Origin of the sequence: Xenorhabdus vietnamensis (assembly GCF_002127535.1) — a bacterium.
Lineage (GTDB): Bacteria > Pseudomonadota > Gammaproteobacteria > Enterobacterales > Enterobacteriaceae > Xenorhabdus > Xenorhabdus vietnamensis.
On the sequence record NZ_MUBJ01000015.1, the window covers coordinates 71607 to 87410 of the forward strand.

The 15804-nt window shown below is 43.1% G+C and carries 10 protein-coding genes; 8 read left to right on the forward strand and 2 right to left on the reverse strand.

What is annotated here, in order from left to right; genetic code table 11:
• The first annotated feature begins 64 nt into the window (after nt 1–64).
• Both malF and malG read left to right on the forward strand, forming a co-directional pair.
• Nucleotides 65–1621, forward strand: coding sequence for a maltose ABC transporter permease MalF (gene malF, locus Xvie_RS13625; RefSeq protein ID WP_086109854.1), 1557 nt, complete (start codon nt 65–67; stop codon nt 1619–1621).
• A gap of 12 nt (nt 1622–1633) precedes the next feature.
• On the forward strand, nt 1634–2524 hold the full coding sequence (malG, locus tag Xvie_RS13630; RefSeq protein ID WP_086109855.1) for a maltose ABC transporter permease MalG: 891 nt from the start codon (nt 1634–1636) through the stop codon (nt 2522–2524).
• Nucleotides 2525–2780: 256 nt separating this feature from the next.
• Here malG and malQ read toward each other — a convergent pair whose 3' ends face one another.
• Together malQ and malP are read right to left on the reverse strand one after the other, a co-directional pair.
• On the reverse strand, nt 2781–4928 hold the full coding sequence (gene malQ / locus Xvie_RS13635; protein ID WP_086109856.1) for a 4-alpha-glucanotransferase: 2148 nt from the start codon (nt 4926–4928) through the stop codon (nt 2781–2783).
• 9 nt (nt 4929–4937) lie between these two features.
• Complete coding sequence (gene malP / locus Xvie_RS13640) at nt 4938–7385, reverse strand: maltodextrin phosphorylase (RefSeq protein ID WP_086109857.1); 2448 nt, start codon at nt 7383–7385, stop codon at nt 4938–4940.
• 356 nt (nt 7386–7741) lie between these two features.
• Between malP and malT the strand changes: the two genes are divergently transcribed.
• The 6 genes from malT to Xvie_RS13670 all read left to right on the forward strand — a co-directional run bounded on the left by malT (nt 7742) and on the right by Xvie_RS13670 (nt 15724).
• A complete protein-coding gene (malT, locus tag Xvie_RS13645) occupies nt 7742–10456 on the forward strand; it encodes an HTH-type transcriptional regulator MalT (protein WP_086109858.1) in 2715 nt (904 codons plus the stop codon).
• Between the two features lie 341 nt (nt 10457–10797).
• Nucleotides 10798–12054 carry a class-III pyridoxal-phosphate-dependent aminotransferase gene (locus Xvie_RS13650; protein WP_086109859.1) on the forward strand — a complete coding sequence of 419 codons (1257 nt, stop codon included), beginning with the start codon at nt 10798–10800 and terminating at the stop codon, nt 12052–12054.
• Nucleotides 12048–13109, forward strand: a complete 1062-nt coding sequence (locus Xvie_RS13655) for a zinc-dependent alcohol dehydrogenase (RefSeq protein ID WP_086109860.1) — start codon at nt 12048–12050, stop codon at nt 13107–13109. Before Xvie_RS13650 ends, Xvie_RS13655 begins: the two co-directional genes overlap by 7 nt.
• Before the next feature lie 78 nt (nt 13110–13187).
• Nucleotides 13188–13868 (forward strand): HAD family hydrolase, encoded by a 681-nt coding sequence (locus tag Xvie_RS13660; RefSeq protein WP_086109861.1) that lies wholly within the window; start codon nt 13188–13190, stop codon nt 13866–13868.
• A gap of 126 nt (nt 13869–13994) precedes the next feature.
• On the forward strand, nt 13995–15110 hold the full coding sequence (locus tag Xvie_RS13665) for an MFS transporter (protein ID WP_208612591.1): 1116 nt from the start codon (nt 13995–13997) through the stop codon (nt 15108–15110).
• Nucleotides 15111–15124: 14 nt separating this feature from the next.
• The gene (locus Xvie_RS13670; RefSeq protein WP_086109863.1) at nt 15125–15724 is read left to right on the forward strand and encodes a DUF1349 domain-containing protein; all 600 of its coding nucleotides are present in this window, start codon (nt 15125–15127) and stop codon (nt 15722–15724) included.
• Nucleotides 15725–15804: the final 80 nt, after the last annotated feature.

Sequence of the window (15804 nt, forward strand, 5' to 3'; positions counted from 1 at the left end):
CCTATTGTGATGGATTCTGAGTGATTGGAATTCAATCACAATTATTGGTAACAGGAAGTGCAAGATGTCGGCGACATTAGAAAAAACAGTATGGTGGCAGCATCCTGCCCTGAAATGGTTTGCTGTAGGTTTTTGCCTGCTTTTTACTGGCTATCTGGTTGTATTGATGTATGCGCAGGGAGAATATCTGTTTGCGATGTTAACACTGGTATTACTGGGAAGTGGTATTTATGTTTTTTCCAACCGGAAAACTTATGTTTGGCGCTATACCTACCCTGGAATTGCTGGAATCGGGCTGTTTATACTGTTTCCACTTATCTGCACGATTGCTATCGCTTTTACAAATTATAGCAGTACCAATCAATTGACGTTTGAGCGTGCTCAATCTGTATTAATGAGTCGCCACTATCAGACGGGAGAACCATTTGATTTCAAACTTTATCCTGTATCTGAACAGTGGATCTTGGCACTGAACATTCAGGATAGTAAAAACTTATTGATATCTGAGCCTTTTTCTCTCGCGAGAGCAGAGGGAATAGTACTGCCTCTCCATGAGCAGGATAAAAAATTTGAAAACGATGCGGTGACATTACGCACTATTACTCAGCATCGACAAGCATTGGGTCAATTGGTGGTAGTTCTTCCTGACGGCAAGAAACTAAGAATGAGTTCTTTGCGTCAGTTCTCTGCTATAAATCCTCTTTATTCCCTTGATGAAGATGGAATTACGCTGACAGATAAACAAACTGGCATACGATACCGACCAAATATGGATATAGGGTTCTACCAATCCATTAATGTTGAAGGAGGATGGACTAAGGAAACGTTAAGCCCTGGGTTCACAGTTTCTATTGGTTGGAAAAACTTCCTACGGGTGATACAGGATGAGGGTATCCAAAAGCCTTTTTTGTCCATTTTTATCTGGACAGTAATTTTCTCTCTACTGACAGTGGTATTGACCGTTGTATTGGGTATGATCCTCGCTTGTATTGTGCAATGGGAAGCGCTCAAGGGGCGGGCAATTTATCGTGTACTGCTTATTCTGCCTTATGCTGTTCCTTCATTTATTTCCATTCTGATTTTCAAGGGATTATTTAACCAAAGCTTCGGTGAAATTAATTTGGTGCTGAATGGATTGTTTGGCTTTAAACCGGATTGGTTTACAGATCCAACACTAGCTCGAACAATGTTGATTATTGTAAATACGTGGTTGGGCTATCCCTACATGATGATTCTTTGCATGGGGTTGCTGAAATCTATCCCTGATGATCTTTATGAGGCATCGGCACTTGATGGCGCTGGGCCATGGCAGAATTTCACCAAAATTACCTTTCCATTGTTAATTAAGCCATTAACTCCGTTGATGATTGCTAGCTTTGCTTTTAACTTTAATAACTTTGTCCTTATTCAGTTGTTAACCAACGGTAAACCTGATCATATTGGCACAACGACACCTGCGGGCTATACCGATCTTTTGGTGAGCTATACCTACCGTATCGCATTTGAGGGTGGTGGTGGACAAGACTTTGGTCTGGCGGCAGCAATTGCAACATTGATCTTCTTATTGGTAGGCGCATTAGCCATCATCAATTTGAAAACTACCCGCATTAAATTTGATTAAGGAGGAAAAACGATGGCGATGGTACAACCCAAATCGCAACGATGGCGGGTATGGGGAACACATGCATTTATGCTGGCTTTTATTGCCCTGATTTTGTTCCCTCTGCTGATGGTAATTGCTATTTCTTTGCGCCCAGGTAATTTTGCTACGGGTAACCTGATTCCAGACACTATTTCATGGGAACATTGGAAGCTGGCATTTGGCTACAGCGTGGAATCTTCTGATGGACACGTTACACGTCCTCCATTTCCTGTCATGCAGTGGCTTTGGAATTCTGTCAAGGTTGCATTCATTACTGCCACTGGCATTGTGACATTATCAACGACGTGTGCTTATGCATTTGCCCGTATGCGTTTTCGTGGAAAAAGCTCCCTGCTTAAAGGAATGCTGATTTTTCAAATGTTCCCTCCGGTACTTTCGCTGGTGGCACTTTATGCCTTGTTTGATCGATTAGGAGAATATATTCCTTTTCTTGGCCTTAATACGCACGGTGGTGTGATTTTTGCCTATATGGGCGGAATTGCTTTACATGTTTGGACGATAAAAGGTTATTTCGAAACGATAGATCGCTCTCTGGAAGAAGCAGCCATGTTAGATGGAGCAACATCGTGGCAAATTTTTCGTTTGATACTGCTGCCGTTGTCTGTACCTATATTGGCTGTTGTATTTATTTTGTCGTTTATTGGTGTCATTACTGAAGTACCTGTTGCATCTCTGCTATTACGTGATGTGGATAATTACACGTTAGCAGTGGGCATGCAGCAATACCTTCATCCACAGAACTATCTCTGGGGCGATTTTGCTGCTGCTGCTGTGCTTTCTGCCATTCCTATCACGGTGATTTTCTTACTTGCCCAACGTTGGTTAGTGGGTGGATTGACATCGGGAGGAGTGAAGGGCTGATATCAGGTTAATGCTTATCAGTGCAAGATTTTCATAAGAAAGGATTAAACCACAACTATTGTTCTGTGCTTTTCATCTTTTAAGTTACTTCTTATTGGTCTGGTTCTTTTTATTGGTCTGGTTCTTTTTATTGGTCTGGTTCTTTGTTGGTTTAGCTTTTCCCCAATCACATTTAGTTATGTGATTGGGGCTTTTTTTCTTTGTTACCGTTCTACAACTTGAAATTTATTGAGTATATAGCGGGTTATTTAACGAATTATGAACTTTGCTTTCGGCATGCTTCTATTGTTTGTAATAAATGGTTGATATGAACATCCGCAAACATGGTTTCCAACGTGATGGTGAGTTTTCGTCGCCAGTTGGGATATTCTTCTGTTGTGCCAGGGATATTAACGGGGCGTTCCATATCCAGCCAGTCTTCAGGTTGTAATCCTAATAAGGCACAGGCGCTATGGGCTATATAGTGATGTATGCTCTGATTTATGGTAGTTGACATCGGATGTTCAGTTTGAACCGAGGGTATTGATTTCTGCAACGAGGAGAGAGTATTCACTGTGCTCAATTCTTCTGGTAGATAGCCGTGGCGATTTAAACTGGCTAATAATTCCTGTTTACAACGCTTACGTTCAGAATATAAATCGGCAAGAAGTGCTTTATCAGGGTATAGGCCGATGGTTTCTCCTAAGGTTAGATCTCCACTTTGCCAGAATCCGCGTAAGGTAGGTAAGTCATGGGTTGTAATGGTTGCCATTGCTTGTGTGGGATATTCATCAGGAGAACGATATTCACCTTTGTCGTTGCGTTCAAAGTAAAATACCTTATAGGAATAAACCCCCCTATCCCGTAATTTATCGACGATTGCTTCCGGCACAATCCCTAAATCTTCGCCTATCACCAAGCAACGATTACGCTGACTTTCCAGTGCCAATATTGCTAACAAATCATCAACTGGATAATGGACATAAACGCCTTTATCGGCGGTTTCTCCCTGTGGTATCCACCAGAGTCTGAGCAGAGACATCACATGATCGATACGCAATGCCCCACAATGTCGCATGTTGCTACGTAGTAATTCAATGAAAGGTTGATAGGCCTGAGCTTTTAATACATGGGGATTCATTGGTGGAAGCCCCCAGTTTTGGCCTAGTGGTCCCAGAATATCAGGGGGGGCTCCTACAGATGCTTTGGTGCAATAGATGCTTCGGTTACACCAAGTTTCTGAGCCACCTGGAGCTACGCCGACGGCGAGATCACGGTAAATACCAATCGGCATGTGATTGGTTTGGCTGACAGTGAAGCACTCGGCGAGTTGAGTATCAGCCAACCATTGTAGCCAAAGAAAAAATTCTATTTCCTGTGGATGTGAATAACAGAATACCTTGACCGCATCACTCTCTGGTTCACGATATTCTTCCGGCCATACAGGCCAGCCCCAATAAACATTATTTTCCTCATATAGCTTATGGTGCAGAGCATCATAAGCAGCTTGAGAGTAAAGATTTTTGCCGCCTTTGGTGACAAATTGCCGGAAAGCGATTTGTTGGGGATCATTGTCAGACCGAAATTTAAATTGCGGATAAGCCAGACGTAATGCTGCCATTTTTAGTGTCATGACTGTGGTGTAATCGACCCATTCCGCTTGGCGGACTTGCTGGAGTTTGCTCTGTGTTTCCGCTGAGTGCCACCACTTTTGTGCTTCGTCGCTATAATTAAAGTCTTCCACCTGATTCACGGCAATGTAAATGATGTTGAGCCAATGACGGGAAGATGGACTGTAAGGGCTGGCATTTTCAGGCATCGCAGGATATATGGCATGAAGAGGATTCAGGCCAATAAAGGAGCCACCCCGCGGTGTCAGTTCTTGCAGCATATATTTCAGATCACCAAAATCACCAATCCCCCAGTTATTTTCTGATCGCAGGGTATAAAGTTGAACACAAGCACCCCAAAGTTTTTCACCTCGGGTTATGGCTTCGGGTTCGTAACAGCGCTCTGGAGCAACAATAAGTTGTATGGAGTGCTGCCGGGAGTGAGTTTCTGGATGCTCCTCAGGGATTAGTTGCAGTGTGTGATATCCCTGAGGGAGCTCGGTCGGCAAAGTGAGTTGAAGCTGGCAGTGACCATGAAATATTTTTCCTTGCTCAGTGTATATCTGCCACTGGTAATGATTGGTATCTGCCAGAGGCAAAGTCACCCTTTGTCCCTGAATCACTACTTTAACATTAGGTAAAGAAGAAGCATGTAAATGAGAAACCGGCCTTTCGACCGGTATATCTGTACTCATGGCTTCCAATATTCGATATCTGATTTCAACAGGGATCGCCTGCGGTTTTCCATAGGCATTAATATATTCGCTGGCAATGCCGGCCTCAGTTGCCAAATCATTGAGGCGTTTGTTTTCCATACTAAATCCCTATTTGGTTTGCCAGATGCGTTGTTGGTAATCTTGGATAGCACGGTCAGAACTAAATTTACCCATTCGAGCGGTATTTAGTACAGTACTGCGTGTCCAGCCTTGAGTGTCTTGATATCGAATGTCAATTTGTTTGTGGGCGTGGCAGTAAGAGGCAAAATCAGCCAGAACTAAATAAGGATCACCACCGTCAGTCAGGCTGTGTAACATGAGATCAAATGAGTGCGTATCTCCGTGGCTGAATTCACCGTTAGCGAGAGAGGCAAGAATACCTTTCAGATGATGATCTTGTTGGAGTATATTTTGTGGATTGTAGTTACTGCTCAGTAAGGCTTTGGCTTCTTCCACGGTCTTTCCGAAGATAAAGATATTGTCGTTTCCAACTTGTTCGGCGATTTCGACATTCGCTCCATCCAGTGTTCCGATAGTGAGAGCGCCATTTAAGGCTAATTTCATATTGCCTGTACCAGAGGCTTCTTTGCCCGCAGTGGAAATTTGCTCTGATACATCGGCGGCCGGGATCATTAGTTCTGCCGCGGAAACATTGTAATCGGGGATAAAAGCAATTTTGATGCGATCACGGACAATCGGATCATGATTGATTTTTTCGGCTGCATGATTGATGGCTGAGATGATATTTTTCGCCAGATAGTAACCAGGAGCTGCTTTGGCACCGAACAGGAAAACACGGGGATGGATATCTAAGGCCGGGTTTTCCTGAATTTGCCGATAAAGTGACAATATATGAAGCAGATTCAGATGTTGGCGTTTATATTCATGCAAACGTTTTATCTGTATATCGAAAATAGCATGGGGATCAATCTTGAGTCCCATGACTTTATTTACATAGTTAGACAGGCTAATTTTATTGTCTTGCTTAATGGCCCGATAAGTTTCACGGAAGGCCGAATCGTCGGCATAAGGTTCTAGTTTTTTCAAGGTAGCAAGATCATGAATCCATTCATGGCCTAATGTTTGGTCAAGTAGTGAAGAGAGTGCAGGATTACACTGTTTTAACCAACGACGGGGGGTTACACCATTAGTCACATTGTGGAATTTATTTGGCCACAATTGATGATATTCGGGAAATAAATCTGTCACGATCAAGGATGAATGAAGTGCTGCGACTCCGTTGATGGCAAAGCAGGCGACAACACACAGGTTAGCCATTCTCACTTGATTGTCATAGATAACCGCTAATTTTTCCCAGATTTGTTGGTTATCAGGCCAGACTTGCTCCACGGTTTTTTTAAAGCGTCGGTTGATTTCTTGAATGATGCGATGATGGCGTGGCAGAAGTTCACTAATTAGTTGTTCATCCCAACGTTCTAAGCCCTCTGGTAGCAAGGTATGGTTGGTATAGGCGAAAGTTTTCCCTGTGATTTCCCATGCTGCTTCCCAATTCAATTGATGCTCATCAAGCAGAAGACGCATCATTTCAGGAATTGCAATAGTTGGGTGTGTATCGTTAAGCTGAATAACTTCGTATCGCGCCAGTTCTTCTATTTTGTGCCCTGCTTGTTGATGGCGACGCAGAATATCTGCCACGGCACAGGCACACTGGAAATATTGTTGCATCAGACGCAGTCGTTTACCTGCCTGATGATTATCATTCGGATAGAGTACTTTGGTCAGGCTGGCAGCTTCAATGCCTTGTTGTTCGGCATGCAGGAACTGCCCATCATTGAAAAGTGATAGATCAAAGGGGCTATCGTATGTTGCTTGCCATAGGCGAAGAGGTTGAGTTACGTCATTGTTATACCCAATCACGGGTAAATCCCATGCTTCACCAATCAGGTTAAATGCGGGAATCCAAGTTTCATGGCCATCGGCAGTTGTCACGATTTCACCACCAAAATTGACGCCAACTTTTAATTGTGTGTTATGGCGGAACCAAGGGTAGGACTCGCGCGCCCAATCGTCTGGTGTTTCAATTTGTTGATTCTTTTCAAAAGACTGTCGGAAAAGACCATATTGATAATTGAGGCCATATCCTGTGGCGGATTGATTGAGGGTCGCCATTGAATCGAGAAAACAGGCTGCCAGCCTCCCCAATCCTCCATTACCTAAAGCGGGATCGGTTTCTTCTTCCAGCAAATCAGTCAAAATGATGCCATCTTCTGCCAAATAAGACTGAATATCGTCATACCAACCAAGATTCAATAAGTTGTTGGCTGTCAGTCGACCTATCAGAAATTCCATCGAGATATAGTTCACATGACGTTGGCCGTCAGGAGATGAGTTAACTGGGTTTTGCTGTGCGGGAAGAGGAAGTAATTCAGAAACGGCTGCACTAATGGCTTGCCACCACTGATGCGGAGTCATTTCCTGAGCTGAATTAAGCCCGAAACGTTGCCACTGTCGTGTGAATGCAGCCTGAAATAAGGCTTTATTGAGTTTCGGGTTTTTATCTAATGTGGACTTTTTATCTAATGTGGATAGTTGCATGGCGTCGTCATCCTGTCACTGAATGAAGAAAATTTGAGAAATTATTTAGGAGGATATGCTGAAGGTTCGTGACGTGGGAAACATCATCCCGTAAAAATATTCGCGGGGAGGAGTGCAAGGGCGTAGCTATTTCTTTCGAGCTTTTCCGCAATTTTATCGAGAAGTAGCAAGGTTTCAATCAAAGAATGTGACAAAGTGCAATTTAACACAATGAAATCAAACAACTTGTTTGCAAAAGATGGGGGTTTCTCTACATTTGTTGAGCGTTTGCGAATTCTAATGGCATAAGTGGCTGAATAGTATCAGACAGAATTCAGGTATCAGTTTTATTCATTGTGTGTGAGGGGAAAAAATTAATGCTTATCCCATCGAAAATTAGCCGTCCCCTTCGGCTCAATAATATGGTTATGCGGGAGCGCCTGCTAGAAAAGTTCAATGAAGTTCAGGATTATCGATTGGTGTTGATAACCAGTCCTGCTGGGTATGGTAAAACAACATTGATGTCACAATGGGCTGCCGGACAGGAGTGTCTCGGATGGTATTCTCTTGATGACAGTGACAATCAGCCGGAGCGTTTCGCCAGCTATTTGATTGCAGCTATTCAGCAGGCAACGCAGGGACATTGTGTAAAAAGCGAAGTGCTGGCTCAGAAACATCAATACGCTAATTTGCCTGCGTTGTTTGCGCAATTGTTTATTGAGCTTAACGAATGGCAGCAACCGATTTTTCTGGTGATTGATGACTATCATCTGATAGTGAATGGACTTATTCATGAGGCAATGCGTTTTTTCCTGCGTCACCAGCCGGAAAACTTAACATTGGTGATTCTATCACGCCATTTGCCATCTTTGGGAATTGCTAATTTGCGTGTCCGTGAGCAGTTATTGGAGATTGATAGCCAGCAGTTGGCTTTTGATTATCAGGAAACTCAGCAATTTTTCGCTAAGCGGTTAGTCAATCCATTGGATTCTGATCACTGTAAACAGCTATGCAATGATGTTGCTGGGTGGGCAACGGCTTTGCAGCTGATTGCCCTTTCTGTCCGTCAATCTGGTAATACGACTGAAATGTCAGCAAAGCGCCTTGCGGGAATTAATGCCAGTCATCTTGCGGATTACCTTGTGGATGAGGTTTTAAATCGCGTGGATCAGACGACGCGGGATTTCTTGCTGCATAGTTCTATTCTGCGCTCCATGAATGATGGTCTGATTGTTTGCCTGACAGGGGAGGAAAATGGTCAGCAACGTCTGGAAGACATTGAACGTCAGGGATTGTTTATCCAACGAATGGATGATTCTGGTGAGTGGTTTTGTTTTCATCCTCTATTTGCTTCATTCCTGCGCCAACGTTGCCAATGGGAGATGGCAGCAAAATTGCCCGAATTACATAGAGCAGCCGTGAAAGGATGGTTAATGCAGGGGTATCCGGGGGAAGCGATTCATCATGCTCTGGCGGCGGGGGATACAATCTTGCTGCGGGATATTTTGTTGCAACATGCTTGGGAGTTATTTAACCACAGCAAACTGTCTTTATTGGAAGAGTGCATGAATGCATTGCCATATGAACAACTGCTGGAAAGCCCTCGCTTGGTTCTGTTGCAGGCATGGTTGGCACAGAGTCAGCATCGTTACTATGAGGTTAATGCGTTGTTGAATCAGGCAGAGAAATCACTGAAGCAGAAACAAATAACCATCGAGCCGGAGTTGCTGGCGGAATTTGATGCCCTGAGAGCCCAAGTAGCGATTAACGATGGTTGTCCGGCTGATGCTGATGCGCTGGCTGAAAAGGCACTGGCGACCCTGCTTCCGGATAATCAATATGGCCGTATTGTGGCGATGTCAGTAAAAGGAGAGGTATTGCATTGTCGTGGTCAGTTGGTCAATGCATTGGCTTTGATGAAGCAAACGGAGCAACTTGCCCGCTTTTGCCATGTTTACCACTATGCCTTATGGGCATTGTTGCAACAAAGCGAAATTTTACTGGCGCAAGGTTATTTACAGGCGGCTTATGATACTCAGACCCATGCTTTTGATTTAATACGTGAGCAACATCTAGAACAATTGCCGATGCATGAGTTTTTGCTCAGGATCCGTTCACAGCTTTTGTGGTGTTGGGCCCGTATTGATGAGTCAGAAGATGCAGCTCGTCGAGGGTTAGAGGTATTGGCTAATTACCAGCCACAGCAGCAATTACAATGTCTTACCCAACTGGCAAAATGTTCTTTGGTTCGAGGGGATATTGATAACGCTCGTCGCTACTTGAGTCGCTGCGAAAATTTACTGAGTAATGGGCAATACCATCAAGATTGGCGGACGAACACTGACAAGTTGCGTGTCATTATTTGGCAAAGTTTGGAAGATAGCAGTTCGTTGGCACAATGGTTGGCACAGGCAGAGCGACCAGAAAGTTTTTGTAACCATTTCAATCAAAATCAATGGCGAAATATTGCACGAGCACAAATCTTACTCGGTCAGTATGAAGAGGCTGAATCTGTTCTGGAAAAGCTGAATGCATGTGCAAGAAAATTAGCATTGGTCAGCGATTTAAATCGTAATCTTCTTCTGTGTAATTTGCTTTACGGGCAGCTTGGGCGCAAGGCTGAGGCTCAGGATGTTTTGATGGAGGCTTTGAGTCTGGCTAACCGCACGGGGTTTATCAGCCATTTTGTTATTGAAGGTGAGTTGATGGCTTTGCAACTGCGCCAGCTTATCCAACTGAATATCTTGCCTGAGATGGAACAGCATAGGGCTCAGCGCATTCTCCGAGAAATCAACCGACAGCACCGACATAAATTTGCCCATTTTGACGAAATATTTGTAGAACAATTACTCACTCATCCTGACGTACCTGAGCTTATTCGCAATAGCCCATTAACTCAGCGTGAATGGCAAGTGCTGGGGTTGATTTATTCTGGCTACAGCAACGAGCAAATTGCCGCTGAACTGGATGTGGCAGCAACCACTATAAAAACCCATATACGTAATTTATATCAGAAAATGGGAATTACTCACCGACAGGAAGCTATTCAGCAGGCTCAGAAATTGATGCGGATGATCGGGTTGGGGGTTTAGTAATTATTCCTAAATGTTATTTGTTATATTTTTAATATGACTAATAAATATTAACAAATAAATATATGATTTTTCAAATTTAAATTAATTTTTAAATTTACTTAATATTTTTTATTGCATTTTCGTGATCGAAATAAAATTTAAATGCGCTTAATCTAATTTCATCGCAATAAGTATGTTTTTTCATTGCTTAATACAACTATTTTTTAATTCAGTTAATTGCTTAACTCAATTAATTGTCATCTCAAGTTAATTGTTTTATGAAAATAATTGTCTTATGAAATTAATTGTTTAATACAACGAATTGTTCAATGCAAACTAACTAATAGTGGTGAGTGATTATGGAAAATAAAGACCATCTTGAAGATATGCTTTCTCGTTTTGTTGGTCATGGCCCTTATTTGATCATTGATGGTGAAAAATATATTGACGCAGCATCAGGAACTTTTAATTTGCAGCTTGGCTACACGAATGATCGGATTGCAGATAAACTAAAACAACAGATTGATAGATGTACGCATTTAAGTTCGGCTTATACACGAGAAATGTCACAACATATTTTGAGTAAATTAGTTAAATATACACCTGAAGGAGTAGATCGTATCTGGCTGCGAGATGTCTCTGGATCTGGCGCAGTTGAATGTGCTATCCGCATAGCGCAAAAATCAACGGGACGTTCGGGTGTTATTTCGTTCTTTCTTGCTCATCATGGACAATCTCTTGCAACAGCGCAGATTTCTGGTAATGCTTTCAGAATTAAGGACTTCCATGTAAGTATTGATGGTTCGATAAAAATTCCAGCACCAGCCAGTGTTCTGGCAGAATCATCATTACAACCAGATGAAGAGCAATTTGTTGATTTAGAACAGTTTATTCAGTTAGGCTCTAGTGACAATATTGCATGTCTGATTATTGAACCGATTCAGGGGAATGGCGGAAATACTGTTTTCCCTGTGGCTTTCTACCGGAAGATCAAGGAAATCTGTCATCAACATGGCATCATCATTATCGCGGATGAAGTACAGACAGGTTTTGGTCGCACAGGTACGTTTTTTGCTTCGACTGGTTATGCCAAGGAACTGGAACCAGACATCATCGTTTTTGCTAAAGGGGCTGGTGGTATCGGTATTCCAACCGGTGGTGTATTGATGCGTCACTCGCTGGATATATTGGAATCATTCGAACATTCCAGTACCTCTGGTGCTAACCCACTTTCTTTGGTTGCCCTCAACGAAATCATCGACATTATTGGAGATGATCACATTTTGGAAAATGTGCAGCAAAATGAAGCTTACTTGCGTGATGGTTTATTGAAATTACAGCATCAATATCCAGAGATCACGGGAGTCAGAGGTGTGGGATATATGTATGGCTTTGATACACCAAATCCAGATTTTGCAGCACAGGTGATAGCAGCTGCCAGCCGCCATCAATTGATCTTACGTGGTTCCCGTTATGGTAAGGGAAAAACTATCAAAGTTCGTCCACCGCTGATTTGTACACAGGAACATCTGGCGGAAATTCTGCATAAATTGGATCTGACTTTTTCAGAATTAACGGCTACTGCACAGGTATATCAGGAGGCTGCATCATGCTAGCACTTAAATACCATAAAGCTTGGAATGTTGAAATTCAGCAAGTTGAATCTTTGTCGTGTATTGAACCCGATGATGTTGTTGTTGATATTGCTGTATGTGGTATTTGTGGCACGGATGTGGGGATTATCACCGATGCTTACCCTGTTGCAATATCGGGAACCACTTTAGGCCATGAAACCACCGGTGTGGTATCCCAAATTGGCAGCGGTGTTACTAAGTTTCAGCTGGGAGATCGTGTTGTAGTCAACCCGACTTACTTTTGTGGACATTGCCGGATGTGTCAGACGGGCAGCCCCAATCATTGTGAGAGAAAACTGGGAACGGAAGCAGGAGTTTCCTATGATGGTGCGTTTGCAGAGCAGTATCTGGCAAAAGAAAATTTACTCATCAAGCTGGATGATCATGTCAGCATGGAGGAAGCTTCACTGACTGAACCGCTGAGCTGTACACTAACCGGGGTGGATAAACTGGGGATCACTCATACTAATATTCGTGCAGCGGTGGCAGGGGCTGGCCCTATGGGAATGCTGTACATTTGGGCATTGCATGAGCGGGGCGTAAAAGCTTTTATGGTCGAAAAAAATGAGAGTCGCATTCAGTTTGCAATAGATAATTTGCCTCCGGGAAGCCAATTGTATTCTGACTTTGATGAAGCACTGATTCAGGAATATGGTGATGCGTCAGCTCTGATTGACTTATGTGTGGATACGACGGGGCAGTTGACTGAATATATTTTTAACCATTTGGCACCGGGTGGGAAGTTGCTGAATGTTGCCCTGAAAGATAAACATGCCAATTTAGACATTATGAAAATTGCGGATAAAAGTCTTTCAGTGATAGGTTCCATTGATTCCCTGAATAACAGTTTTGAACGCGCCTATGCCATGATCCGTGATGGCGTAATCCCTGCGGGACGTTTGATTAGCCACGTCTTTGATTTCAAGGATTATCAGCAGGCTTTTCTTACTGTTGGTTGTGATATTGCATCGAAAGCTCAAGTTCCTCTCAGTGCACCAAACTGTAAGGTGTTGATTCGTATCTCTGACCTAAAGTAATTGATTGTTCTGAATAATTGATAGTTTTGGATAATTGATTGTTTTGAATAATGGATCGTTTTGAAGGACTACTATTCGATGAACAGATGTGAGCCAGTAAATAAATACAATGTCATTTTTGATATCGACGGAGTTATTGTCGATAGTGAACAACTGCACTTTGATGTATTGCTTGATGTACTAGCTGATGTATTGGGAGAACAGGCATCTGCTCAAATAAGTGAGATTCAGCCTCAGCAACTGATCGGGTTAAGTCTGACTGAAACATTGGATGAGGTTGGTGTTCCTCCATCAATGCAGCAGGGCATTACAGAAAAAATCATTTCGCGTTATCAAGAAAAATTGTCTGCGCATTACTTGCGTCCGGGAGTCACGGATTTGATTGCAGCCTTGCAACAAAATGGCACTAATTTTGGTTTTGTTTCCACTGCGCCACGTAATGTGTGTTTGGCAAATCTTGGCTTGTTGGATCTACATGAACCTCCGGCTTTGATTTCTGGCGATGATGTGGAAAGAACTAAGCCTTTCCCTGATCCTTATTTGGCTATGCTGAAATTGAAAGAGATGGATGTGCAGCACACTTTGGTGATTGAAGATACTGATTTGGGGATCGCGGCAGCAAAACAGGCCGGTATTCCGTGGATATATGCTTGGCCTCATGCTTTGTCGGTAGCGGAGCAATATGGGCAGGCTTCCTGTGTTATTGAGAAGTTAGCGGATATTCCCCAGTTTTCAGGAACTGGTGCAAATATAGAGTGAGTTTTGTTGCAGGACTATATTAGGAGCCTTCCGCCAGAATTGGTGGAAGGCTTTGTTTGGAGGATATCATTTGGAGGAATTAAGTTGTCTGAAGAATATGCAGTCTCATCAATAAAACAGCCTGTCATGGCAACGCGAATTTCGTTTTTTATTGCGGGATTCAGTATTGCAAGTTGGGCGCCGCTGATCCCATTGGTAAAAGAACGACTGGCGTTGAGCGATGGCTCAATGGGGATTCTGATACTGATGTTTGGTATTGGTTCTTTTATTATGATGCCAATAGCTGGAATGTTGGCGACGCGCTTTGGCTGCCGGAAGATTTTTACCTTTTTTGCCTTGTTGGCTGTTCTGATATTGCCGAGTTTAAGTGTGTTCTCGACTCCATTGACTCTGGCTTGTGCTTTATTTGTGTTCGGTATGGGAATTGGGGCGACAGATGTGGTCATCAATATCCATGCGGTCAATATTGAGAAAAAAGTACATCAACCGATTATGTCGGGTTTCCACGCACTGTTCAGCTTGGGTGGAATTGTAGGAGCAGGGACAGTCAGCCTATTGTTGTTTCTGGGGGTTCCACCATTTCAGGTCACAATTGCTGTAGCGGTATTCGTTATTCTACTGTTGTTGCCAACATGGAGTGGAATGATGGATAACGCTGAAGAGGAAACAGAGGACACGCCATTTTTTGCTTTACCTCGTGGCATTGTTATCCTAATTGGCTCCCTTTGTTTTGTCGTTTACTTAATGGAAGGCTCCATGCTGGATTGGAGTGGGATTTTGTTAAGTAGCGTGCATAACATGAGCAGTCATCAGGCGGGTTTTGGCTATACGCTTTTTGCCATAACCATGACTGCGGGGCGATTCTTGGGGGATAAAATTATTGCGGTGTGTGGATATCGGCGCGTGTTTTTAGGCAGTGCAATTTTGGCAACGTCAGGTTTTGTTCTGATCTATCTGGCATCCAGCATGACTCAGTTGGGAATTTCTTTCCTAATGATAGGAGCAGGGTTATCCAATTTGGCACCGATGTTTTTCACTGCTTCAGGCCAGCAGAAAGTGATGCCTGATTCATTGGCGGTTTCTGCCGTTTCGACGATGGGCTATTCCGGGATTCTGCTTGGGCCGGCAATTATTGGCGGGTTAGCGCATCAGGTAACGTTGCATGGTGCTTTTGCTTGTATTGCTGTGCTTTCCCTTTCATTGTTAGCAGGATATAGTTTGATTAATCCGACCAAAAAATAACAGGGTAAATATTGATGAACTTGCAGCAATGTCATTGGTTGAATGAACCTGCTTCATGGCAATGTCAGGATGATGAACTTCATGTCACGACGGACAATAAAACCGATTTCTGGCGTGATACATGGTATGGTTTTCAGCGTCATAGTGGTCACGTATTTGGTGGCTATATTGATGATTTTAAATTTGAAGAAGGTTTTACTTTCCAGTTTTGTATCGAAGGCCAATTTGAACAATTGTATGATCAGGCTGGCGTTATGTTGTTAGTGGATGAGCAACATTGGCTAAAAGCTGGTATTGAACATTCTGATGGACAGGCAACCATCGGTAGTGTATTGACAAATGGGGGTTCTGACTGGGCCATGGGGATTTTCCCTGGTGATCCAGATAAGTTCTGGTTGCGGATCACGTACGGGGATGGAGCGCTCAGGTTGCAATATTCCACTGATGGCGAGACATGGCCATTACTGAGATTGTCTCCTTTTACGATTAACAATAATCAGCGTATTTTTGTCGGTGCGATGTGCTGTTCGCCAGAACGTGAAGGATTACAGGTGAGGTTTTCAGATTTCAGACTAACATCATCGTTGAAGAAACACCTGCATGATTTAAGTTAGTGGATTAATTAAATATCCAGCCGAAGTTTTGATTCAATTTCTTCGGTTAATGACACTGGTACTTCATTCTCTTTGGCTAG